Source organism: Photobacterium carnosum (genome assembly GCF_002849605.1).
GTDB classification, from domain to species: domain Bacteria; phylum Pseudomonadota; class Gammaproteobacteria; order Enterobacterales; family Vibrionaceae; genus Photobacterium; species Photobacterium carnosum.
This window is the reverse complement of the sequence record NZ_NPIB01000003.1, coordinates 139,069-161,577: the sequence shown is the minus strand read 5'-3', so window position 1 is coordinate 161,577 and position 22,509 is coordinate 139,069. Positions and strand designations below refer to the sequence as shown.

The window sequence follows — 22,509 nt, the reverse complement described above, 5'->3', positions numbered from 1 at the left end:
TATCTGCTAAAAATTTAATTAAGACTGGATTTATCAATGCCAACATAAGGAATTCGTACAACCTTATTAATGACAATCCACTTTGTTCCCTCTTCGGCAGGGCGACCATTCGCAAGATTACGCGTCATTTCAAATGCGGCTTTTGCTTGGTTATCGGCATCATTAAGCACTGTTCCCACCATAGCGCCAGATCGTACTAACGCCAATGCTTCACTTAACGCATCAACCCCAAAAACAGGCACCTCTTTTTTATCGGCTGCTTTTAACGATTCAATCGCCCCCATCGCCATACCGTCATTATTGGTGATAACTACTTCGAATTTATTACCATTAGGCCCTGATACCCATGCATCCATCTTATCTTTCGCCATCGCGGTATCCCACATTGCCGTGTCTAAATGCAATTGATCCGTTTTAATACCACGGTCATTTAATGTTTTAATAACATATGTAGTTCGAGCTTCAGCATCAGGATGACCCGGCTCACCTTTTAATAATACATATTGTAAGATACCGTCTTTATTTAAATCCCATGCAGCATTAGCTTGCCAATGTTTAGCGATAAGCTCTCCTTGAATAACGCCGGATTCTTTAGAGTCAGTACCGACGTAATAAGCTTTATCATAACTCGCAAGCACTTCAGGGGCTGGTTCTTTATTAAAAAAAACAATAGGTACATCATCCATTTTAGCTTTTTGAATAATGACAGGAGCGGCAGCAGGATCAACTAAATTAATAGCTAAAGCTTTAACACCACGGGCTAACATAATATCAATTTGATCATTTTGCATAGATTGGCTATTTTGAGAGTCATTCATTAATAATTTAATTTCTTGATCTGTGCTCGCTTCTTTTTCTATCGCTTGGCGAACAACTGACATAAAATTATCATCATATTTATAAATAGTAAAACCAACCATAGTCTCTGCAAATGCTGCTGACCCTACACTTAAACCCGCACACAAAACTGTTAATAATTTCAGACTTTTCATACAGTTACTCCCTGTATTTAATTACTATTTAAATTTCAAAGGATACATGCAGAAAGCATGTTTATTTAACATTCAGAAGTCTATAGTGAATTATTCGCTTAAAATGTGACCAATGATAAAATATGTAATCGTTGCCATCGAATATTAATAAAGAATAAAGTTCAGATCACAAACAGAAATGTTTAGCGATAAGAATTACATTAATAAATAACGTGAAAATCTCATCATATAATTATTACATAGCATAAGTTCTTAGCTTCTATTTTAGAAAAAGATAATTATAAATATTAAATATCTTTTTATAATACAGACACATGATAAAATAGTCATACTACTATAGAATAATAGCATTCTATTAATTGATAATTAAATATTCATCATTCTTGATATTTAATTATCATACCGATTTTAATTAAATATTTTAAAAATCAAACTGAAACAATGGTCATTAAAATATATTAAAAAATATCTTTTTTCATCATCATAAACGTCTTCACTATCAATAATCAGATGATGACTACCTAGTTTTGTTTGTTATCTAACGCCACTTTATATAATAACGTGGCGTTTTCTTTTTACCGCACACTCACTCGCTATTAGATCACCCAAATCCACCAGTTGCATAAAAAACACACTATTATGAATAAGAAAACCCAATTTTTTGATATTTATATCGCATAAATAACATATTAATTAGGAATTATTAAAATCACATATACCATATAGACATACACAACAACATAACTAGAAGATCATGAATCCAACTTCCGTTAAAAAATCATTACCACCACCAGAACCTTTTTTTGCCATCAAAATTATTCCAGCAATAATCATTGTAGTGTTAAGTACTCTCTGTTGGCACTATATCGACATACCCGCTGAATTAAATATTGCAGCATTTCATACCGCTATTATTTTTATCGCGACCATTGTCGCTATCGTAGCTAATGTCTTACCCACCGGTGCGGTTGCCGTTATTGCGGTTTCAGTTTATGCCGTACTCCATGCAGGTGGAGAAACATCCGCAAAAGCAGCGATTATGGCAGCCACCAGCAATTTTAATAACGTTCTTATTTGGCTAATTGTGATTGCGTTTATGATTGCCCGTGCCTTTGCTAAAACAGGCTTAGGTAAACGTATTGCGCTTATCTTGCTTAGTTGGTTTGGCCAATCTTCTTTACGTATTGCTTATTGTTTAGGTGTGGCTGATTTCCTTATCGCACCCGCAACACCCAGCAATACTGCCCGTTCAGCAATTATCTCCCCTATTGCCGACTCACTTGCAAAAGTCATCAACAAAGACGATCGCAAATTGGGTCAATACCTTATTTCTTCGGTAAGCGCCATGAACGACGCATCAGCAGTAGGTTTTCAAACAGGCTTTGCAGGTAACCTTGCTTTAGTCGGTATTGCTGCTTCTGTTGCTGGCATTAATATGACCTTCAGTCACTGGGCGCTCTATCTATTACTACCTGCGTCTATTTTACTATTAACGATCCCCTTTATTCTGTTTAAATTTATCAATCCAGAAACGAAAAAAACACCACAAGCACCCGCTTATGCAAAACAAGCCTTATTGCATTTAGGTCCTGTCAGTGTTGCTGAATGGAAATTAATCGCCGTTTTTATCGCGTTAATTATTATGTGGGTTGGTGGACAATCTCTGCATCTACACTCAACTACGTCAGCATTTATCGGTTTATCTGCCTTATTAATCTTAGGGGTTTTAAACTGGAATGATGTTAAATCAGAAAAAGGCGCATGGGATACGCTAGTTTGGTTTGCAGTGCTAATGGGAATGGCGAGCCAACTTAAAAAACTCGGTTTTACCGCTTGGGTAGGTCATGGCGTCTCTGATTTAATTAGTCAGTACATGGGTCATGCTAGCCCTACCCTTATTTTAATTGTAATGATGATTTTCTATCTTGTAACTGCCTACTTTTTTGCCTCTGGTACAGCAAAAGTTGTTGCTTTAGGTCCGGTTATTATCGGTTCATTAATGGCATTAGGGGTTAATCCCCTGATCTCTATTTTAGCCGTTGCTGGTATTACTAATATCGGCTGTAACCTCACAACCTATAGCCATGCTCGAAATCCATTATTAATGGGCTATCAATACCATAACGATAAACAGTGGATGAAAATTGGTTTAATTATCTCTGGTGGTGGCGCAATTATATTTATGACATCAGGTATTATTTGGTGGTCTATTTTAGGTTTAATGTAGTCAATTAATAACATCATCTAAGAATACAAATATCACAAATCAAATAAGCCCATACTGTCGTAATACACAGATGGGCTTACTCTAATCATACTGTCCATTTATATTACTAACTAACTTATACCGATACATTGACTTTATTTTTTAAGGTTCGAAATTCGTGTTTAGCCAAATGACTGTCCATTGACGCACGAAGTAACTTATACAATAAAATAGACCCATCAATTTCTTCTTTACGATTAGTTAAGCTCTCAATGTTTAATCCCAACGGCAAATCATACTCAACCACTGCATCTAAGATTTGATTGAGGCTATTGCAGCACATTTTAATCGATTCATGTAACGGGTTGGTCGCATTCAGAATACGTAAACTGGTTGCCTCTGGCACACTCACACCCAACCATTCAATAAACTCTAATGTCTTTGCACTACCACATGGCGAAAATGTTAATAAAATACGCTGAGGTTTAATACCATCTTGTTTACATTCAATCGCATAACGGGTCAAAATATCAATTGTCGCTTGCGTGTCATAAATAGCTTGAGAGATAAAGAAATTACACCCTTGCTGGTATTTTTCAATTAATCGTGCGTGCTCATTGCCTTTTTTTGCATGACGTTCAGCAATCATAATCCCGCCAGTAAAAAAGTTATTTTGATGTTCTGCCAGCGTTTGATATGCCGTAGATAACGGTAACGACACTTCATTTTTCGCCGAGGGACTTCCAACAAGCACAATGTCACGTACTTGATATTCATGCCACGCTTCATTAAGCCACTCATCAAAGGCTTCTGTTTCTGATTGCACCACACTTTTGTAAGTAATAACCGGACGCCCAGTTTTCTTATTGAGTAACGATGAATAGTAACGAGGATCATGGGTTGATTTAAATGGGAATGGGCGTGGTTTTTTCGTCCGTGAAACTTCATCTTGAATGTCGTACACAATCAAACCATCAATGGCGAGATCTTTAATACGGTTCACTAATCGATCTGCAATACCTTCAACTTCATCTAAAGGCGTGCTGGTTTTGGGCGGGGTTGTTCCGATAAAATAAACACCACGGGTAATATCATTATAACGTACCCGTAGTTCAGATTCTGTATTTGTCGCTAACGCTTGATTTACCATTAATAATCACTTCCATGTATTGTAATCAGTCCTAAATGTAGCCATAAATCATTGAACCGATGATGACAAATATTCCCTAACCACAGCGATATTATGTTGCGCCATAGTTACATCCTTGTTTCCTTTGTACCTAATCACTCCCCATAAATCAAAATATATCCGTTTTATTTTCAATCAGATAAAATCACACACAAGTCTGCTCTATCCATGAAAGGTAGTCTACTGAACCATTTGTTATAGGTAATTGGATAATTTCAGGCGTTTCATAAAGATGATATTGTTCTATTACTGCTTTAACTTGTTCAAATAATGCTGTTTTAGTTTTAATAATGACTTGCTGCTCTTGATCGCAGTTAATTTTCTGTTTCCAATGGTAATAACTTTTAATCGGCAGCACTTGAACACATGCAGCTAAACGCTGCTCAAGTAATGCATTAATAATAGTTTTACCGTTTTCATCATCTGAAAATGTAGTAACAATGACACAATAATTTGTCATTTTTTTATCCTTTTTAAAAACTCGCATATTAAATTAATAATAAAACATTAGTGATGAATGTTATCAGAGTGATTCATTGCCATCGTTTTTAACCAATACTGCTGCTGACAACGATTATAAAATGATTTTTTTGCGGGTTTAATTGTATGTAAAGGATCAACAGTCACTTGGTAATGAATCCAACATTCCGGACAAACATTTACATCACTAACGCAATCATCATACTCAATGGTATACATAATTTGTATTTTCGTATCAAACACATACTCTATTTCATAACGAATAACTTTAATTTCATCATCACAATATGAACAATCAGTACTTTTCCAATCACGAATACTGATATCAATTGCCCCATTTTGTTGATGTTGATCAATTGCAACGATATATCTAAACAGTGAAAGTGACATATATCTCCATAAAATTGCAATTTTAGGTATAAATAGTTGTAGGATAGCGATCCAGTTATCAAAAATATAATGTATACTATCGACAATTCAATACCTATTCATCGTAAACACTACGATTTAGTGTATTGCGAGTATAAATACAAAGGTAACGAAATGAATTTAAACGAAGAGCTTCAAAATCTTAACAACCGTATGGACAAGTGCCAGCGTAAACTTGCTGCTGCTATTCAACGTGATGATAAAGTTATCATCAAGCAGTTTAAAGATGAACTTCTTAGCTTGAACAAAAAAACGCAAAATGTTAAACACCGTAAGTCATCCGAAGTGAGTGGCAAAAGTAAAGATGTAAAATCTCTAGCTTTTAATCGCGTGTTAACTAAAGCAGAACAAGCAGACATGGGTAAACTGAAAAAATCAGTAAAAGACCTTGTTGTTGTTCACCCTATGACGGCTATTGGCCGTAGCATGGGTATTAAAGCCGTTACAGGTTTCGCACCAAAAGCATTCTAATATCTGTTTAGTAAAATAACTTACAAACAAATATTGCTAAATAGACAAAAAAAAGATCGTCAATTGGCGATCTTTTTTTATATCAAAAATATAGCAAAACCTCAATATTAATGCTTATTAATATATAATCTGAGGTAGAATATATTCCTTCATCGCTATTTGGACTTTCCAATGGAAAAATTAATGCCATATATGGCAAAATTCGCATTTGGCCTATCAATGATCATGTTTGTTGTTGGTGGCGTTTTAGCATTAGTTGCACTGTATAACCACTTTTAATCATGCACTGATTACAACCGTAAACCACCATCAATTTCTAGTACCCTACCAGTGAAATAATCGTTTTCTATAATAAATCTCACCGAGTGGGCAATTTCGCTAGGCTCACCAATACGTGCTAGAGGTACCATCGCTAGCATTTTCTCAACCGCTTCATCATTAATTTGTGTAGCCATTGGTGTATCTATAAGACCAGGTGCAATTGCGGCGACTCGAATACCATATTGTCCCAGCTCACGCGCCCAACCCACAGCCATTGTCGTTACGGCTGCTTTTGATGCTGCATAATTTGTTTGGCCAATATTCCCTGCACGAGCGGCACTTGAAATATTAATGATAACGCCTTTGGTTTCATTTTCAACCATCCACTTAGCCGCTTCTCTACCGCATAAAAATGTACCAGTAACATTCACATCCATTACGGTTTGAAATTGCTTTAGTGACATTTTTTTTATGCTCGTCTGATTTTTTTGTACCAACAGACCATCATCCAGAATACCCGCATTATTGATTAGCGTATCAATATGATCAAAATCTTCTATGATATGAAGGAATGCCTGCTCTACCTGATCTTCATCAGTCACATCAGCTTCATAAATACGCGCCAAACTATTAAGCATATGACATTGATCTTGCGTTTGTCTTAACCCTATTGTATTTACATCAATTAAAGCGAGCTGTGCTCCCATCTGTGCAAGCGTTACTGCCATCATTTGTCCAAGCCCTTGGCCTGCACCTGTTATGACGATAACACTATTCTCAATGTCCACGTTAATTCGCTCCTAAACCTTTTTATACTTACATAAAAAAAACACTGATTAACGTTAACAACTCGAAAAAATGGATAAAACACAACACTGTTTTATTATTCGAATAATTACATCAAATCAATTAATGGATTTGCTTGCTTCTGCCATAGCGGCACAAATAAACTTTTAACTAAACGTATGTCCACGTCCGAAATCGTCTTATATAACCATTTCGGCTGGGCATCTTTATCAATAAGACGCGCTCTTACGCCTTCTTTAAACTCACCAACTAACCCACATCGTACAGACAATGATAGCTCCATCGCTAAACACTCAGCTAAGCTTGCTTGTTGGTATTGCTGCATTTGATGGAAACAGATGTTAGCCGATAACGGACTACCATGAGCAAGGGTTTGTTTTGCTTTTTCAAGCCAACATCCCAATCCATCAATAGCATTAATTTGTTCATAAACAACGTCAAGTGTCGGTGCTACACATGCCGCTTGAATTTGTGGAAAATACGGAATCATCTGGCTTGGTGGACGCTGCCGTTCTGAATCTGTTGCAATATCAGTTAATATCTCAGTAATGATGGTAGCGGCTTGGTTTTCTTTTATATTCTGCCACGGATAATGTTTTAATCGTTTAATCAAATTCTCACGATCTTTATCAACAATAAGATGATCTGCCATGGCTAAGTCCAATGCATCACTTGCATTAACGTGGGCACCTGTTAAGCCTAAAAACAACCCAATACCCGCAGGTAGCTGATTTAAAAACCATGTAGCGCCAACATCTGGGTATAAACCAATATTTATTTCAGGCATCGCCAGCAATGCTGTTGGCGTAACAATTCGATGACTTGCACCAATAAATAATCCAAGTCCACCCCCCATTACTAAGCCATTTCCCCAAGCAATAATAGGTTTAGAATAATTATGAATCAGATAATCACAGCTATATTCGATGGTAAAATAATCAATTAAAAAAGGTTTTGCTAAATAGCTTTTTTCATTGCTTGAGTGGTTAATATAATCGTCAACGGTCGGTGCTACAGTCTGTTCAGCTGCTGTCACCGCGGGATCATTTTCAAGTGCATAATAGAGCGCACGAATATCCGCACCAGAACAAAATGCTTTATCACCAACAGCTTGAATCATCACACTGATGATATTTTCATCATGCTGCCAATGTAATAATTGTTGTTGGATCGTTCTAAGCATTGTCAGTGTTAATGCATTTAATGATGATGCATTATCTAATTCTAATACACCGATAGCATGACCACTGCCACATCGAATTTCAAATACATTTACTTTTCCAGTCATCCTTAAACCTCTTCAATGATCCATGCAATTAGCAATAATATGCTATTTATAGCCTCTGATTGGCCGATAGTTAAGAAATAGTGATGAAAACAGAGTTTTCAGTTTTACAACAAACACCAACTAATATGCAGTCGTTATTATATAAAAGTATCATTCACAATCACGGCATATACGTACTTCAGCTTCAAGCTCAGTAGTCGCATTCCACAATGGCTTCTCTCGTATATGTTGACGCTCTAAATTCGTATTAATGCCATCAATAATACTTTGATCTATCGGACCTAAATAATGCTCCGTAGTATCCGCCATAATAACGCGCAACTCTTCCATCGTAGGTAAACGATTATTCGATTCTTCAAAATCGTCAAAAATGTCATTTCCCTTCCCTGACATTTCTTGTTTGATCCTTTTAAGATTTGAACTATCCATATCAACCTCCAGAAAAACCACAATAATAATAGTAATAAACGATCGATTAAAAGCAATTGCTGGATCGTAGTTATTGTATTAATCTATCAAAAACAAACAATAAAAATACAATCCAAACCATGTAAATTAACAAAATAATCATAATGTATTGTTCTACACTATAATTATTTATACCTAATTTCTTAATCAGTATAGCTGTCGTATACGATATAAAATGAAATTTATGCAACAAAAAAGTAAGGATATAACATTCACTTGAAGACTCTAAAGCACACTATTCTTTCTTATTTTTCTTTATCGTTGTGCTGCTTCTATACAACAGCGATCAATGCAGCATCTCTCACTCAAAATTCTTCAGAAAAGAGTCACACCGTAACAAAGTTATTACCGCAAACGGCCCCAACCATTGATGCTGATACCGACCCTCCACATAAAATGACACTATGGATTGATAGCTCCCAACAATCTATGACTGACTCCGTACATAATGTTGGCGAATATATTGATCAGAGTTTAACTAAAGATGAAGATGAAGCTAAGTTGCCTAACCGTAGTTATCTTCGTATTCGCCAACGGTCAATCTACTCACACCGCGGTGAATTAGATAATGATTTCAAAGTTTATTTTAAACTCGATTTACCACACGTTAAGCGTGATTGGAAACTGATCTTAGATTCAGAGCCGAGTGATTATGACAGTCTAGAAAGTAAACAACGAGGCATAGCATCGGGAAGTAAAACCCAAACGGGAGACACTATTGGTGGATTTAGACTTCAAGATACGCAATTTGGTAACTGGAGCTCTGATTTTGATATTGGTATTAAACTCAAATTCCCTATCGATCCCTTTGTAAAAGTTCGCCTTACTCGTGTAGATAATATTAGTGAAAGCTGGACAACCCAACTCGAACAAGAGCTATTTTATTATCATTCAAAAGGCTTTGGCTCTCTCTCTCAATTAAGTGGATTTTATGCGCTAACCACCGATCATAAAAACATTTTTAGAACGACAACCAGTGCACAATATTTACAAGATGATGATAAGTGGGAATTGGTACAACAATTTAATATTTATCAGAGGGCAACAGAAAGAGATTTGTTTGAATACTCGATGGGAATAAGTGCAGATACCGATGAAATAAAAGAAATCACTAACTATTGGGTATCAGCAGAATGGAAACGGCGTATATACAAGCACTGGCTTTATCTTGCAGCACGACCACAACTTGAATTTCCACGAGATTATAATTACCACGCGAATCTAGGTATTATGATTGAACTTGAAATGTTCTTTTCTAAAAACCGTAAAATTGATGAATTAAAACGCTATATTCCAAAACCCGTAAAACAACGAAAAGAATCCTAGTGCCCTTAAAATAAAAACACCTTTACGTCATAAGAATTATCATCCTCACAACGTAAAGGTGTTAATTTAAATTTGTATGAATTATTTATTGTTCTGCTGTGAAATCGGCATTGTATCGTTAATAACTACAGGACCTAAACCATTAACGCAACGTTGATAACCTTGTTTCCAACCTTCTACATACTTCATTTTCTCAACCCCTTTCATGTCATCAAGGATCATTTTTGATGGTTGCCATTGATTCTTAAGCGCATCTTTACACCCATCATTATAGCCATGTTGAATAAATTGCTCACTAAGAGTAAGAGCTTTAGCCGTTTGAGTTACTTCTGTTTTTACCACTGAAGTTGCAGTTGTAGAAGGTGTTGATGTTAAAGCCGCAGTACTACAACCAGATAAAAGTGCAATTACACCAACCATCGCCCATGAATAACGCATATCTTTACCTTACAAATCAAAGTTAGCTATTTAAGCTCATCATACTCCAATATCCCTTAATGGAATATTAATAATAAAACGGCCTAATATATAAAATAATTTAATGACAAATATATGTTTTTATTATACAAAGGCGCAGCAAAAAAACGTCCCCAGAAATACACAATTATCTTTTTGATAATGACTTAACAGTATTTTATAAATCAACCACTGAGGTTAAGCATGCGCAAAAAATTATTATCTATGGCGATCTTACTTACTGCATCTAGTTCTCTATTTGCTGCTGAAATGTATGATCCAAATAAAAATTACTCGACTAAAGAACAAGTACAATTTAATGGCAATATTTTTGAAGCTCAGTGGTGGGTAAATCAAAATGAATCTCCAGCGACCATTACACAAAATACATGGGAATCACCTTGGATATTCATTTCAGCATCAGAAGCAATAACACCAGAAGACGTTCTACCTTTACCTCCACCAGCAGAAGTTATGCCTGAGATTGAACAAGTAAGTCAGGTTAAATATGTTCAGATCATGAACGAAATGGCTGCACAAATGGTTCAACGTGTAAGCGAACTCAAAAAGTATGCTCAGAACCCTGATTTTTATTTTTTCAAAGATGGTAAGAAATTCATTAAAATCAATGATATTGATTATGAAATAGATGCAGAGCATGGCACCCCTATTATTCCATTACGAAACTGGGCAGATGACAGTGCAACCCGTAATCTATTCAGTTTCTTTGACCAAGATTGGGAATTTTCCATGTATGAAGGCGGCGCTGTTGTCGTTAATAAAACATGGGGAAATTATGATTGGGGCAATGGCTGTGTGCTTGAATACTTACCCAATGGTCACCTTGAGAGCGACTATGTTTTAAATGAAGCATTTACATGTATGGATGGTTCAGACAAACATGAAAAGCCAGATGCTACTTCTATCGCTCCCTATAAATTTGGTGTCGATGTTACACATTCAAACATGGTTTCAATAGAGCAACTTGGCGATAAACTGATTGTTGCTCAATCGCCATCAGCGGGTAATTCACCAATGGTGGGTATTTACGATACCAAAGCAAATACGACAACAAAAATTTTAGGTATTAGTGAAGCTCAACCTTATAAAGGTCTTGATGATTTACGTAGCTATAAATCACAACTGTTCGTTTCAGCAATTAGTGCCCATGATCGTATAGATGTATTTAATGGTGAGACAAATCAATACCAATACTCTTATGCTGTTCAACATAATGGCAGTGGTAAAATTGCTGTTAATGATCAATATATTTTAGTCGCTGATGCCGATCATATTGCGGTTTACCATAATACTCCAGCTACGCTTGGTGAAACCAAATCAATACAACCTTTTGCTTATTTAGCTTATGCTCATGGTCGCCCTTTTACACTTGAATTTATTGGTTCTAAATTACTTGCCGGTGGCTCACAAGGATCCGCTGTTTATGATTTAGCCGCACTGTCACAGAATATAACGCTTCAACCAATGCATAAAAACCTTGGTGCGTTTGAATCAATGGATGCTAATAATAACTACATCTTTGTAAAAGAAAATAATGGTCAACATATAGATGCAACGACACGTTTTGCTATGTATGACATTCAGCAATTTATTGCAAATGATTACCAATTTAAAGATGCAGCTAAAGCCGTTTACCTCCTGGATAATTTCTGGGTAAGTGGTCATGATCTAATCGTCAATAATAATGAGATTATTACATTAACTCCGTCTATTATTGAAAGCGTGCCATTAGACAAATTAGATACCCTTGATTTTACACCAAATGCATATGTACCAACGGCTCAACTAGAATTTGATGCCCTACCACAAACAGCCTCTGTACGTAAAATTTTACAAGATGGATTAACTGAAGGTAGTCAATCTATTTCAGCCAATATTGATTCACTGGTAAATATTCGTTTACTTGATCGTAATACCGTTGAAATCACAAACTTTACTGGAATAGATCTTAACAATCTAGATCTCGATATTAAAGCTCACAGCCAACATAATTGGGCACGCTTGGCTAATTTAGATAAATTACCGGCATACACTCGTATTACCCTGCCAATTACGGATCTAAATATAGATAAAAGCTTTAATACTACAGATGGCAGTGGTGTATATAACTACACCGGAATGCTCAGTACGCTGGATGGTCAAGGCAATACTTACGGTCATTATGGCACCCGGCATCTCATTGATTCACGTTTTGCAACAGAAACAAAACATCCGCTATTAGACAAATTAAACAAAATAACGGCGACATGGGATATCTCGTTTACGGATATGTTGCTAGGTTCTACTAATACAGAAACACCTTGGGATGCAAACAGCATCAAGCGCCACATTGAACTTCTCACGAACGTTGCTTATATTGTTTCTAGTGATAGCTTCAAAAATAAGCTGATGAATTATAAAGAAAACTATGGTCATGATTTGTACCTTTATGGCACAACATTTAAAACAAAAGCACAGAAAGAAAGTTTACTTAACAAGACATTAAATTCGAATGGCTTTGTGAACTATCGTCAAACATCTGGATTCCAAAATACATTTAGCTTTGGTAAAAGTGCAGGAACTGTATTTGGTGTCTCTGATAAAGAGTTAGATAAAGTTGAACGCGGTGAAATGCAAGACTTTGCTTTGTACCTTGGCGAGCAATTTGGTCAGAATTGGTATCATGACTGCCCTCCAATGCCTTGTACCTGGACTGAAATTCATTTTGCTAAGCTATTTGTTGATGTTTATAACGAGCTAGATAAAGCGGGTGAATTACCTTACTAATCAGCCTGATTAATGAGTAAACCGTAATATGACATTCTAGGTTGCGACGTCTTGTCGCAACCTTTTATTCAAAAAAACTAGCGTTCTAGCTGTATTTTCCTCGACTGACCATCATATTATTAATGAGTATTACGACGAAAAGAGCAATGAATGTGACGATAAACGTCGTCACACCATACTGCAAAGATAGTGTACAAAGATCCGTCAAAGTAGATGATAATAATTTACCTGAAGAAAACGCCGATAAAACAATAACATTAATAACAGTTAATCCCGTAAATAAACTCATCATAACGAGAGTTTGATAAGACTGTCTTTTAATCGTAAATAGCAGATTAGTTCGCGTTGCTTCAAATAGAAATTTCTGTCCTAAAGAATACGAAACCAATAATAATAAGGTGCAGTAAAATAGAAAGAACCCAAAAATAGAAATTGGATACAGCGCTTTACTTGAGCCTAATAAATATACAAATTTTGCCGATTCTAAAGCACTATAGAAAACAATTGCTGATAATGAGTAAAATACTACCTGCCGTATAAGTCGATGCATCTGCATTTTAATTACCTAATAAAACATTAACATAAAACATTTCAGCTAAATATTCCGAATTTAACCTCCTTCAAATGACAGCTACAAAAAAGCGCCGAATCATCAGCGCTTTCTTTAAAAGTCACAGTTTTTTATTTTATCACACCACAAACCATACGTGCACCACCACCACCAAGCGGTTGAGGATGATCTGAATGATTATCACCCCCCGCATGAATCATTAATGTTCGGCCTTTTAAATCAGACAATTTTAATCGAGGCGCTAAAACTGGCTCTTCTGCATCGCCTTTAGTGTTTACATAAAGAGGCGGTAAATCCCCCAAATGATTATTATCAGTCCATGAATAACCATGCTGATCCGTTTTCATTGGATCATAATGACCACCAGCCGCACCGCCTAAAACAGTTTTACCCATTTTTTCAGAGGAGTCACATGAAGGATTGGTATGCACATGAAAACCATGTAATCCTGTGGGGAATCCCTTTAGATCAGGCGTAAAAACGACACCATATTTTGTTTGTTCTATCAATATAGTCCCCGTCATTGTTCCTGAATTAAGATCCATCATCTTAACCGAGAGATCCGCAGCACTTACGCTAGCTGAAGCTAAAAACAAAGCAGAAAGTAGTATTTTTTTCATTTTTACAATCCTTATATAAAGTCATTAACACCGATGAAAATATAACTCAGCAATACATCATTAATAGCTTTTTTTACTCAACAAAAATACCCACATATAATGAAAATGACATTTTTATTATAACAACAGTACTATTCATCATAAAATATAAAGAAAAAAAGAGCATCGAATATTATAAAAAATAAACAACACTATAATAATGCCTGAAATTAAATTATTAACATTCCACTTTGGAATAAATATTTAATCACTAATTCAATATAAACCTTATAAGCATTAATGATATAACATAATAATCCCCTCCTAAAACCATCATCCTTACTTACATTCCTGTTATACAACCCATCTTATAAATAAAGTGATATCAGTCATTAAATTGATATTTACTCATTGATAAATAAAACAATTGAAATATTATATTCATCGAAAACACTAGATTTAATATTAATAACTTTTAGGTATATTATTGCTTATTTAGCATAGCTTTAATATTAATCACCGTTATACCATTCTCTTATAATTGTAGGCTTGTATGTATAGTAAGAAAAAAATATTTTTATTTTCTCTAATATCCATTACTGGATGGCTGTTTGCTTCATTCATAATGCATACTGAAATAAAAACTGATCATGAATATATTAAAGTAAAAATATCAGAAAATGCTTTCAATATAGTTTCTCAAGCATTACAAGATCAAAAAACAGATAAAGAAATCATACAACAGATGGAAATATGGTTTGACAAAGGCTGGACGGCTCAAACGGGTTCTGTCACCACCATTTGTAATAATAACAGAGCTGCTTTTAAACAAATAATGTCTGATAACACGATTACTACAATCTGTAGATTACGAATTTAGTAGGAAGAATAATGGCTAAAGGTATTATAACGACTCTATTACTTATATTATCACTCTCAGGTTGGATTAGTGGCACTTTTTTTTATTTTCAAGCGAAAGAAAATGATAAATTCCTAATGGAAAAAAGCCTTGATAATTCGTTAAATATTATATCTCAAATGTTACAAAGAAATAATGATGATGATGGTGTTATAGAACAAATTAACCTTTCAATAAATAAAGGTTGGACAGCTCATACTGGTCCATTAACTACTCTTTGTGAAAATGATCGAGACCGATTATTAACTATTGTCACGAAAATTAATGCTGAACAAATATGTAATTTAGTCCCTAAAGGAAAATACTACTAATTTCGATAATTTCGATAATTTCGATAATTATTATGATTTATATTAATGATATTATTTCTTGTCGGTCTATTCTTATCTTTAATTGAAGATACAAAGCAATTAACTTTTGATAGCATAAGAAAAATCGTATAAACAAGATATACCAAAAAATAACGCTGCATAATTAATCAATAACAAAAAGGGAAGATACGTAACCTTCCCTTTTTAAAATTACTTACATCACAAATAAAACTTTGATTATATGCCAACCAAATTTTGTCTTTACTGGCTCAGGAATCAAACCACGCAAGTTAGTATTTTTCATCTTTAATGCATCACTGGTACTAATAGCCTTACCAGAAAAGACAGCTTTATCAAATTGGGCAACCATAGCTCCTTTGCGGAACTCACCTAAATCACCACCTTTTTTACCTGATGGGCAAGTAGAGTGTTTTTTAGCGAGATCTTGAAATTTCGCTCCAGCTTTTAATTGCTTAATAATGTCATCAGCTAATTCTTTATGCTTAACCAAAATGTGTAGTGCGTGTGCGCTAGAAGCCATCGTAAATATCCAAAATTACAAATATAATGCCGCTATTATACATGAAAGGGTTTTAAGCATTCATTAATCAGTTGTCTATTAACAACGTTCTTCTTTCTTATCAAATTTAGATGAGTATATTTTCATCAATTGTGCTTCCACAGCCCTACGACCGTAAAGTATTTCATCGCCGTTCTTGCAAAATACACACCCAATGTATTACGAGAAAGAATAAAAGTAGATCAGTTAAGTAACTCAATAATGTTCGGAAATATACGGCTATGATGAACTAGACTAGAATCTATCTTGGACGGGTAATCGTTTTACAATAATATGAAGGTATTACTGATGTGTTGATTATCGTATTTGTTGGCATAAAATGCCAAAGTCTCACGTTATGTTATAACATTAAAAAATGAAAAAATTTAAAGGCTTACAAATCGAATAATCTATTTATAATAGTGTTATTCACTTTCCATTCATGGCGACTTGGTTACAGTTATAAATATGAAAAAACATTACAAATATTTATATCTAATCGGATTTATCAGTATTTTTAGCTGTCGGGTTTTCGCAACACCCAATACTGATATCGATGAACATCACGACAATGTCATGGATGCAGTGGCTCTAGGACTTATTCAACCTTTTTCTGCTCTACAACATAAAGTCCAGCAGCAACTATTAGCTCGTATTATTCGCGTTGAATTAGACAAAAATGATAATGAATGGATATACGAATTAAAACTAATTGATGCTAACAATAATATAATAAAAGTCGAGTATGAAGCCCGTACTCTTAAAATGATAGAAATAAAAGGACGCCATCTTGAAAGTGTTCTTAAGGTTCCAAAATGAAAATTTTAGTTGTTGAAGATGATGTAACATTAGGCGAGCAAGTTGTCGCAGGTTTAGAACAAAATGGTTGGGTTGCAGAACACTCCATCGATGGTATTGATGCACTTTATCGCGCAACATCAGAACCATGGGATGCCATTGTACTTGATTTAGGCTTACCTAAACTGGATGGTATTACTGTTCTAAAAGGTATCCGTGAAGAAAACGTTAACTGCCCAGTGGTGATCCTAAGCGCCCGTAATGAGCTAACACAACGTGTCGATGGCTTAAATGCAGGTGCTGATGATTATCTCACCAAGCCATTTCAAATGGTCGAGTTAGTTGCACGCGTACGCGCCCAATTACGTCGAGCGACTGGTAATGTTTCACCCGTTATTCAAGCCGGTGATTTAAGTTTAGATACTCGAACCTCAAAAGTAACATGGCAAGATAATGTCGTTGATTTAACCGCGCTTGAATTTAAAGTGCTGTCATACTTAATGCATAACACTGATAAAGTTATTTCTCGTACTGAGCTTGTTGAACATATTTATAAGCAAGATTTCGACCGTGATTCAAATACTATTGAAGTGTTTATTGGTCGTATTCGTCGTAAAATTGGCAATGATGTTATCAAGACAGTACGTGGTCTTGGATATCGTATCAATGCTAATTAATCCATCTAAAAATCGTCAACCCAGTATTCGTAACCGACTGCTCATTGCTGCAGCAGTCTGGTTATTGGCGATTACATTATCAGCGGGCTATGTTGTCCCAAGTTTCATCAAAACCTATTTAATCGAACAAGAAAAATCACAGTTATATCTTTATATGGATCAAATTACAGCCCAAGTAGATATTGATAAACATGGTCAACTGTTTGTTGATGGTCGCCTATCAAATCCTCGCTTTAATTTTCCATACAGCGGCTTATATTGGTCATTAAAACTCAATCACCAAGTATTACGTTCGCGTTCGTTATGGGATACTACCATCAAAGGTAATGCCCAAAAAGGATTTGAAGGCCCCAATAATCAATCTTTAATTGTGGTGAAACGTAAATTCAGCTTGCCTGACAGTGACTACCCTATCGAATTATCAGTCGCGGTCAATCAAGATAAGCTACTGAAGACATTGCAACAATTAACCCATGGTTTATGGGGCATTCTGATTATCATGGCGATTGGTATTTTAGTGCTAACCACCTTACAAGTAAGCTGGTCATTGTGGCCTTTACGTAAACTTCGCAAGAATCTTATTGAAGTTCGTGAAGGACATTCAACCGAACTAACAGGGCTTTATCCTGTTGAAATTCAGCCTGTTATTGATGATTTGAATGCACTATTATTTCACTATCAAGAGCTGCTATTACGCGCAAGAAACCACTCTGGCAATTTATCACACGCGTTAAAAACCCCGATTGCGATTTTAAATAATGAAGTATCATTATTAGATCCAGCCACACAGGCAAAACTTGCTCCTGCGCTACAGCAGTTGCAACAACATATTGATTACCATTTAGGTCGAGCACGTATGGCGGGAGCCATGAATATTCTTGCCACAAAAACAGCATTGTCACACCGTATTGATGCCATCTCATTAGCGATGGATAAAGTTTATGCGCACCGAGAAGTCATATTAGTAAATGAACTCGATAGTGATGTGGTGATTGCGGTTGAAAAGCGTGACTTAGATGAAATGATCGGTAACTTAATCGAAAATAGCTATAAATGGGCCAATAGTTTAATTCGTGTGTATCAAGAATCGATTGTAGATGGTCATATTGTATTAGTGATTGAAGATGATGGACCAGGTATTGCACATGAAAAATGCAAGCAAGTACTAAAACGTGGTGTGCGGTTAGATGAAAACACCCCAGGTACAGGGCTTGGTCTTAATATCGTTAATGAGCTAGTACATAGTTACCGTGGTGACTTAGTCTTAACGAGCAGTGCTCTTGGTGGCTTAAAAGCGATGTTATATCTACCGATTCCTCGTAAATAAAGCTTAGCGGTTAATAACTGACTATAAAATAACGATTGCTATAGATCATTCAAATCGCGCAGTGATATATTAAAAAAAAACACGACAAAGGAAGATTAAAAATAAATGATAGATTTCCGCTCAGATACAGTCACTCGCCCATCAGACAAAATGCGTCAAGTAATGGCAGCAGCCCTTGTCGGTGATGATGTTTATGGCGATGACACAACCGTTAATGATTTAGAGTTGTGGGCCGCAGAACGTCATGGTTTTGAAGCGGCTATTTATTGCACCTCAGGCACACAAGCAAACTTACTGGCATTGATGGCGCATTGTGAACGTGGTGATGAATACCTTTGTGGTCAACAAGCACATAACTATAAGTTTGAAGGCGGCGGCGCGGCAATATTAGGCTCAATTCAGCCACAACCATTAGAAAATGATGCCGATGGTAGTATTCCATTTTCAAAACTAACGGCTGCAATTAAGCCATTAGATCCACACTTTGCACGAACTAAACTGCTTAGTCTTGAAAACACCATTAATGGTAAAGTATTGCCACTAGAATACATTCAGCAAGCACGTGAGTTTGTTAATCAACACGGCTTACAAATGCACCTTGATGGCGCGCGCGTTTATAATGCAGCGGTTGCCATGAACGTAGATATTACTGAAATTGTAAAATACTTTGATTCATTTACGATTTGTTTATCTAAAGGCTTAGGCGCACCTGTTGGCTCTTTATTACTAGGTGATAAAACCTTAATTGCCAAAGCTCGCCGCTGGCGTAAAGTACTGGGTGGTGGTATGCGCCAAGCGGGTATTATTGCCGCGGCGGGTAAATTAGCATTAACTGAAAATGTTGAGCGTCTTGCTGACGATCACCATAACGCACATTACTTAGCAGAGCAGTTAAATACGGTTGACGGTTTTAGCGTAAACCTACAACATATCCAAACCAATATGGCGTTTGCGAAGGTTGATCAACACATTGATCAAACCCAATTAATCGCAACCCTAAAACAGCAAGATATCTTAATCAGTGGCGGCAACCCAATGCGTTTCGTCACTCATCTTGATATCACAACAGCCGATATTGACACCTTTATTGCAGCACTAAAAAGCGCATTGTAATAGCCTGTTAATCCGCTGACAAAAACGAATAGCCCATACACGCATAAGTGGATATGGGCTTTATTTAAATGTTAGAAATACGTCACATCCAAGCAAAAAAAACACCAAAATCACCCCTCTTGTTTACGATCCTAAACTACGCTTATAACTAGTATCAATAATAGATAAAAACACCATATAAGCTGATGCTTCAAGTTACTAGACAAGGATAAATATATGGATGATTTACAGTTATGGATCGCCACTATAAAGACATGGTACCGTGAAGATAATCCTCACAATATTGAGCCTCTTATCGCGATCATTAGCGCCACGCCAGCGCGTTTATTTACCGCGCCAAATCTAAACCCAAATAAACAAAATAATCATAACTATGAGGAAGCATTGGCTTATTGGCTTGATGGGTGTCAAAAAATCAGCCAATTTCATCGCCAACAACAACCAGAGCTCGCCTTTACTTATATCCAATTACCCTATGCCAAATTACAAGCACTTATCTGTGATCCACAACAAGGTGCAACCACGAAACGCTGGGGCTTAAAAAAGCTCGATAGCATCATTGTTAAGTTATTAGAATTTTGCCAATATCAGCAACCGCAACACTGGCAATCGCAACACTGGCAACAACAACGTCGTGATTTGATCGATCTGCATGTTATTTTTATGGCGGCACAACAACATCTTAACCTTAGATATTAGTACCATGACAACTATAATAACTACGATGACTGAGGCTTACTCCATACCGATTTAAAATCAAACCACCCGAGTAAGTTCGACTCCATTCCTTGCAGTTGTACGTTATCATCAACGCCTAACCAGTTATGGAAGAGCGGAATAATTTGCCCTGTTTGCGATAATGTTTCACCAATAATATCACCGGGAAACTTGGTAGTTGACGTTGAGCGCCATTCACTGATCACTTGCTGTAATTGCTTAAATTCATCACTAGGCATTACGCGCTGAATATGATTAAAATTATGCAACCACGCCAGAATAGCATCACTCCGATTGCTTCCCAGGCTCATGCCATTTAGCCAGATATCAATCTTTTCAGCGTGCTTTCCTAGAACGATATCTTCATAGCTTAATTCCATTATATTTAGCCGAATACCATCTTTCATCAGGATTTTTTCAATCAAAGAGGCAACATACGGATAAATAGGATGTTCATGTTGGTAAGCCAGTGTCACTACTCTTTTATGCGGCATAACAACAGGTTCAGGCACTTGTTGAGTATGGATCCAACCAGGTAATAACCCATAAGCATTAAATAACTTAAAATCCCCTACCTGTGTTAAATCCATCTCACGCATCACATTTAAACTATATAACCGTGATTGAAAATAACGCAGCCATTGTGGATCTTGTGCTAAACCAGAAATACGATTCAACAATAAGAAGGTACAGCCTTGATCCATGGATAAGCGCGATGAAATATGAACATGTTGCTCAAGTTTATCCCCCAAGGTCGGTTGTAAATAACACGCAGCAAAATGATTTAATATCCACACTTCAACCACATCACTTAACGCTCTAAAACCAAAATAATGCTCAAAGGCTTCAAGTTTAAACCGCTGCTTATCATTAACCGCCACTTTATAAGGGCCAGTGCCTATCGGGAAAGTATTATAATCAGAGATCAAAGCATGATTAGCAGGCTGGATCATCGCGCAAATATTGGCTAATAAATCAGGAAAGCGATAATCATCTTGAGATAAATGAAAATCAATAATATTAATAAACGGTGACGACACTTTATCGATATGTGCAAATAAAGCTAACTGCTTCACTTCTGAAAACGTCGCAAAAATATCATTACTATCAAGCAATCGACCATCATGAAATCGAATCGCTGGTCGTAAATAAAAGCGCCAATGCCGTGGTGTTATCGCTTCCCAAGCATGGGCAATATCACCAATAACCGTTTCTTGTTCCCCTTTTTCCTCTTTTAGCTGCGTTAGACCACTAAAAATTTGCCTTACAAGATGCTGTTCAGAACGGCGTAATGGCTTTAGCGGTGTGATATTTTCAAAGCTACGATAATAAGGTAAACGGACAATTTGCTTGCCTTGATGATGTGAAATACCCAATTGTTCTTGAATCAACTGTACCAATTTTTCAGCATTATTATCCAAGGCCACCAAAGCGGGCTCTAACTTACCATCAGCCACTAACTTACGGGCATGGTGAAGCTGTAACTCGCTGTCTGTATTATTAAAAATAAGTCGCGACTGTTTACCTCGGCCAACAGCGGGTTGCCAGTCAACCCAACCTTTCTCGACCATCTTATTGATCACCATTCGCACGTTACGGCGCGTACAAAACAGAACTTCAGAGATATCTTGCAGGTTAGTCTCAGTGCAATCACCACCAAAGTGATTGTACAAACGTTGAAATTGCAATTTAAGCCGTTGACCACTCATAAAAAGGGGAACCTTATTTATCGATTTATACTCTTTTAACTTTTCTACT

24 protein-coding genes are annotated in these 22,509 nt (G+C 36.3%); 12 read left to right on the top strand and 12 right to left on the bottom strand.

All coding sequences use genetic code 11. The features are described 5' to 3' along the window. Positions 1-14: 14 nt before the first annotated feature. Positions 15-992 (bottom strand): galactose/glucose ABC transporter substrate-binding protein MglB, encoded by a 978-nt coding sequence (gene mglB, locus CIK00_RS04630; protein ID WP_101767750.1) that lies wholly within the window; start codon positions 990-992, stop codon positions 15-17. Positions 993-1,746: 754 nt separating this feature from the next. Here mglB and CIK00_RS04625 point away from each other — a divergent pair. Further along, the gene (locus tag CIK00_RS04625; protein ID WP_101767749.1) at positions 1,747-3,219 is read left to right on the top strand and encodes a DASS family sodium-coupled anion symporter; all 1,473 of its coding nucleotides are present in this window, start codon (positions 1,747-1,749) and stop codon (positions 3,217-3,219) included. Between the two features lie 115 nt (positions 3,220-3,334). On the opposite strand, the gene CIK00_RS04620 is transcribed toward CIK00_RS04625, so the two are convergent. The 3 genes from CIK00_RS04620 to CIK00_RS04610 form a co-directional block, all read right to left on the bottom strand. Further along, on the bottom strand, positions 3,335-4,348 hold the full coding sequence (locus tag CIK00_RS04620; protein WP_101767748.1) for a methylenetetrahydrofolate reductase: 1,014 nt from the start codon (positions 4,346-4,348) through the stop codon (positions 3,335-3,337). Between the two features lie 184 nt (positions 4,349-4,532). Further along, positions 4,533-4,847 carry a divalent-cation tolerance protein CutA gene (cutA, locus tag CIK00_RS04615; protein WP_101767747.1) on the bottom strand — a complete coding sequence of 105 codons (315 nt, stop codon included), beginning with the start codon at positions 4,845-4,847 and terminating at the stop codon, positions 4,533-4,535. Between the two features lie 47 nt (positions 4,848-4,894). After that, entirely contained in the window at positions 4,895-5,257 is a 363-nt protein-coding gene (locus CIK00_RS04610) for a hypothetical protein (protein WP_101767746.1), read from the bottom strand. Between the two features lie 153 nt (positions 5,258-5,410). Here CIK00_RS04610 and CIK00_RS04605 point away from each other — a divergent pair, with 153 nt between their 5' ends. Continuing rightward, positions 5,411-5,767, top strand: a complete 357-nt coding sequence (locus CIK00_RS04605; RefSeq protein WP_101767745.1) for a YibL family ribosome-associated protein — start codon at positions 5,411-5,413, stop codon at positions 5,765-5,767. A 171-nt stretch (positions 5,768-5,938) separates the two neighbouring features. Then, positions 5,939-6,046, top strand: coding sequence for a hypothetical protein (locus tag CIK00_RS04600; protein WP_045036908.1), 108 nt, complete (start codon positions 5,939-5,941; stop codon positions 6,044-6,046). Positions 6,047-6,057: 11 nt separating this feature from the next. Here the strand turns inward: CIK00_RS04600 and CIK00_RS04595 are convergent, their stop codons facing one another. The 3 genes from CIK00_RS04595 to CIK00_RS04585 all read right to left on the bottom strand — a co-directional run bounded on the left by CIK00_RS04595 (position 6,058) and on the right by CIK00_RS04585 (position 8,552). Further along, complete coding sequence (locus tag CIK00_RS04595; protein ID WP_101767744.1) at positions 6,058-6,816, bottom strand: SDR family oxidoreductase; 759 nt, start codon at positions 6,814-6,816, stop codon at positions 6,058-6,060. Positions 6,817-6,923: 107 nt separating this feature from the next. Further along, complete coding sequence (locus tag CIK00_RS04590; RefSeq protein ID WP_101767743.1) at positions 6,924-8,123, bottom strand: enoyl-CoA hydratase/isomerase family protein; 1,200 nt, start codon at positions 8,121-8,123, stop codon at positions 6,924-6,926. Positions 8,124-8,273: 150 nt separating this feature from the next. After that, a complete protein-coding gene (locus CIK00_RS04585; protein WP_101767742.1) occupies positions 8,274-8,552 on the bottom strand; it encodes a hypothetical protein in 279 nt (92 codons plus the stop codon). A 255-nt stretch (positions 8,553-8,807) separates the two neighbouring features. On the opposite strand from CIK00_RS04585, the gene CIK00_RS04580 reads away from it, so the two are divergent. Further along, the gene (locus CIK00_RS04580) at positions 8,808-9,917 is read left to right on the top strand and encodes a hypothetical protein (protein WP_233426531.1); all 1,110 of its coding nucleotides are present in this window, start codon (positions 8,808-8,810) and stop codon (positions 9,915-9,917) included. An 81-nt stretch (positions 9,918-9,998) separates the two neighbouring features. Here the strand turns inward: CIK00_RS04580 and CIK00_RS04575 are convergent, their stop codons facing one another. Further along, positions 9,999-10,355 (bottom strand): hypothetical protein, encoded by a 357-nt coding sequence (locus CIK00_RS04575; RefSeq protein ID WP_101767741.1) that lies wholly within the window; start codon positions 10,353-10,355, stop codon positions 9,999-10,001. 222 nt (positions 10,356-10,577) lie between these two features. On the opposite strand from CIK00_RS04575, the gene CIK00_RS04570 reads away from it, so the two are divergent. Further along, entirely contained in the window at positions 10,578-13,160 is a 2,583-nt protein-coding gene (locus tag CIK00_RS04570; protein WP_101767740.1) for a hypothetical protein, read from the top strand. An 85-nt stretch (positions 13,161-13,245) separates the two neighbouring features. On the opposite strand, the gene CIK00_RS21270 is transcribed toward CIK00_RS04570, so the two are convergent. Together CIK00_RS21270 and sodC are read right to left on the bottom strand one after the other, a co-directional pair. After that, positions 13,246-13,716, bottom strand: coding sequence for a hypothetical protein (locus CIK00_RS21270; RefSeq protein ID WP_101767739.1), 471 nt, complete (start codon positions 13,714-13,716; stop codon positions 13,246-13,248). A 125-nt stretch (positions 13,717-13,841) separates the two neighbouring features. Beyond that, positions 13,842-14,351, bottom strand: a complete 510-nt coding sequence (sodC, locus tag CIK00_RS04560; protein ID WP_101767738.1) for a superoxide dismutase family protein — start codon at positions 14,349-14,351, stop codon at positions 13,842-13,844. Positions 14,352-14,883: 532 nt separating this feature from the next. Here sodC and CIK00_RS04555 point away from each other — a divergent pair. Together CIK00_RS04555 and CIK00_RS04550 are read left to right on the top strand one after the other, a co-directional pair. After that, positions 14,884-15,210, top strand: coding sequence for a hypothetical protein (locus CIK00_RS04555; RefSeq protein WP_101767737.1), 327 nt, complete (start codon positions 14,884-14,886; stop codon positions 15,208-15,210). A gap of 11 nt (positions 15,211-15,221) precedes the next feature. Then, on the top strand, positions 15,222-15,560 hold the full coding sequence (locus CIK00_RS04550; RefSeq protein ID WP_101767736.1) for a hypothetical protein: 339 nt from the start codon (positions 15,222-15,224) through the stop codon (positions 15,558-15,560). Between the two features lie 214 nt (positions 15,561-15,774). On the opposite strand, the gene CIK00_RS04545 is transcribed toward CIK00_RS04550, so the two are convergent. Continuing rightward, a complete protein-coding gene (locus CIK00_RS04545; RefSeq protein WP_101767735.1) occupies positions 15,775-16,101 on the bottom strand; it encodes a peptidylprolyl isomerase in 327 nt (108 codons plus the stop codon). Positions 16,102-16,587: 486 nt separating this feature from the next. On the opposite strand from CIK00_RS04545, the gene CIK00_RS04540 reads away from it, so the two are divergent. The 5 genes from CIK00_RS04540 to CIK00_RS04520 all read left to right on the top strand — a co-directional run bounded on the left by CIK00_RS04540 (position 16,588) and on the right by CIK00_RS04520 (position 20,733). After that, positions 16,588-16,938 carry a PepSY domain-containing protein gene (locus CIK00_RS04540; protein WP_101767734.1) on the top strand — a complete coding sequence of 117 codons (351 nt, stop codon included), beginning with the start codon at positions 16,588-16,590 and terminating at the stop codon, positions 16,936-16,938. Beyond that, positions 16,935-17,594, top strand: a complete 660-nt coding sequence (locus tag CIK00_RS04535; protein ID WP_101767733.1) for a response regulator transcription factor — start codon at positions 16,935-16,937, stop codon at positions 17,592-17,594. The genes CIK00_RS04540 and CIK00_RS04535 overlap by 4 nt, the downstream gene beginning before the upstream one ends. After that, positions 17,584-18,921, top strand: a complete 1,338-nt coding sequence (locus CIK00_RS04530; RefSeq protein WP_101767732.1) for an ATP-binding protein — start codon at positions 17,584-17,586, stop codon at positions 18,919-18,921. The genes CIK00_RS04535 and CIK00_RS04530 overlap by 11 nt, the downstream gene beginning before the upstream one ends. Before the next feature lie 105 nt (positions 18,922-19,026). Further along, complete coding sequence (gene ltaE, locus CIK00_RS04525; RefSeq protein ID WP_101767731.1) at positions 19,027-20,034, top strand: low-specificity L-threonine aldolase; 1,008 nt, start codon at positions 19,027-19,029, stop codon at positions 20,032-20,034. A gap of 216 nt (positions 20,035-20,250) precedes the next feature. After that, a complete protein-coding gene (locus CIK00_RS04520; protein ID WP_101767730.1) occupies positions 20,251-20,733 on the top strand; it encodes a hypothetical protein in 483 nt (160 codons plus the stop codon). Positions 20,734-20,753: 20 nt separating this feature from the next. Here the strand turns inward: CIK00_RS04520 and CIK00_RS04515 are convergent, their stop codons facing one another. Then, on the bottom strand, positions 20,754-22,460 hold the full coding sequence (locus tag CIK00_RS04515) for an SgrR family transcriptional regulator (protein ID WP_101767729.1): 1,707 nt from the start codon (positions 22,458-22,460) through the stop codon (positions 20,754-20,756). Positions 22,461-22,509 lie beyond the last annotated feature (49 nt).

Bases quoted from the DNA above. Each gene is read 5' to 3' on its own strand.
- CIK00_RS04515 (WP_101767729.1), bottom strand. From the start codon at position 22,460: ATGAGTGGTCAACGGCTTAAATTGCAATTTCAACGTTTGTACAATCAC.
- CIK00_RS04535 (WP_101767733.1), top strand. From the start codon at position 16,935: ATGAAAATTTTAGTTGTTGAAGATGATGTAACATTAGGCGAGCAAGTT.
- CIK00_RS04520 (WP_101767730.1), top strand. From the start codon at position 20,251: ATGGATGATTTACAGTTATGGATCGCCACTATAAAGACATGGTACCGT.
- CIK00_RS04575 (WP_101767741.1), bottom strand. From the start codon at position 10,355: ATGCGTTATTCATGGGCGATGGTTGGTGTAATTGCACTTTTATCTGGT.
- CIK00_RS04570 (WP_101767740.1), top strand. From the start codon at position 10,578: ATGCGCAAAAAATTATTATCTATGGCGATCTTACTTACTGCATCTAGT.
- sodC (WP_101767738.1), bottom strand. From the start codon at position 14,351: ATGAAAAAAATACTACTTTCTGCTTTGTTTTTAGCTTCAGCTAGCGTA.
- cutA (WP_101767747.1), bottom strand. From the start codon at position 4,847: ATGACAAATTATTGTGTCATTGTTACTACATTTTCAGATGATGAAAAC.
- CIK00_RS04610 (WP_101767746.1), bottom strand. From the start codon at position 5,257: ATGTCACTTTCACTGTTTAGATATATCGTTGCAATTGATCAACATCAA.
- CIK00_RS04540 (WP_101767734.1), top strand. From the start codon at position 16,588: ATGAAAAAACATTACAAATATTTATATCTAATCGGATTTATCAGTATT.
- CIK00_RS04585 (WP_101767742.1), bottom strand. From the start codon at position 8,552: ATGGATAGTTCAAATCTTAAAAGGATCAAACAAGAAATGTCAGGGAAG.
- mglB (WP_101767750.1), bottom strand. From the start codon at position 992: ATGAAAAGTCTGAAATTATTAACAGTTTTGTGTGCGGGTTTAAGTGTA.
- CIK00_RS04605 (WP_101767745.1), top strand. From the start codon at position 5,411: ATGAATTTAAACGAAGAGCTTCAAAATCTTAACAACCGTATGGACAAG.
- CIK00_RS04550 (WP_101767736.1), top strand. From the start codon at position 15,222: ATGGCTAAAGGTATTATAACGACTCTATTACTTATATTATCACTCTCA.
- CIK00_RS04545 (WP_101767735.1), bottom strand. From the start codon at position 16,101: ATGGCTTCTAGCGCACACGCACTACACATTTTGGTTAAGCATAAAGAA.
- ltaE (WP_101767731.1), top strand. From the start codon at position 19,027: ATGATAGATTTCCGCTCAGATACAGTCACTCGCCCATCAGACAAAATG.
- CIK00_RS21270 (WP_101767739.1), bottom strand. From the start codon at position 13,716: ATGCAGATGCATCGACTTATACGGCAGGTAGTATTTTACTCATTATCA.
- CIK00_RS04530 (WP_101767732.1), top strand. From the start codon at position 17,584: ATGCTAATTAATCCATCTAAAAATCGTCAACCCAGTATTCGTAACCGA.
- CIK00_RS04555 (WP_101767737.1), top strand. From the start codon at position 14,884: ATGTATAGTAAGAAAAAAATATTTTTATTTTCTCTAATATCCATTACT.
- CIK00_RS04590 (WP_101767743.1), bottom strand. From the start codon at position 8,123: ATGACTGGAAAAGTAAATGTATTTGAAATTCGATGTGGCAGTGGTCAT.
- CIK00_RS04600 (WP_045036908.1), top strand. From the start codon at position 5,939: ATGGAAAAATTAATGCCATATATGGCAAAATTCGCATTTGGCCTATCA.
- CIK00_RS04620 (WP_101767748.1), bottom strand. From the start codon at position 4,348: ATGGTAAATCAAGCGTTAGCGACAAATACAGAATCTGAACTACGGGTA.
- CIK00_RS04625 (WP_101767749.1), top strand. From the start codon at position 1,747: ATGAATCCAACTTCCGTTAAAAAATCATTACCACCACCAGAACCTTTT.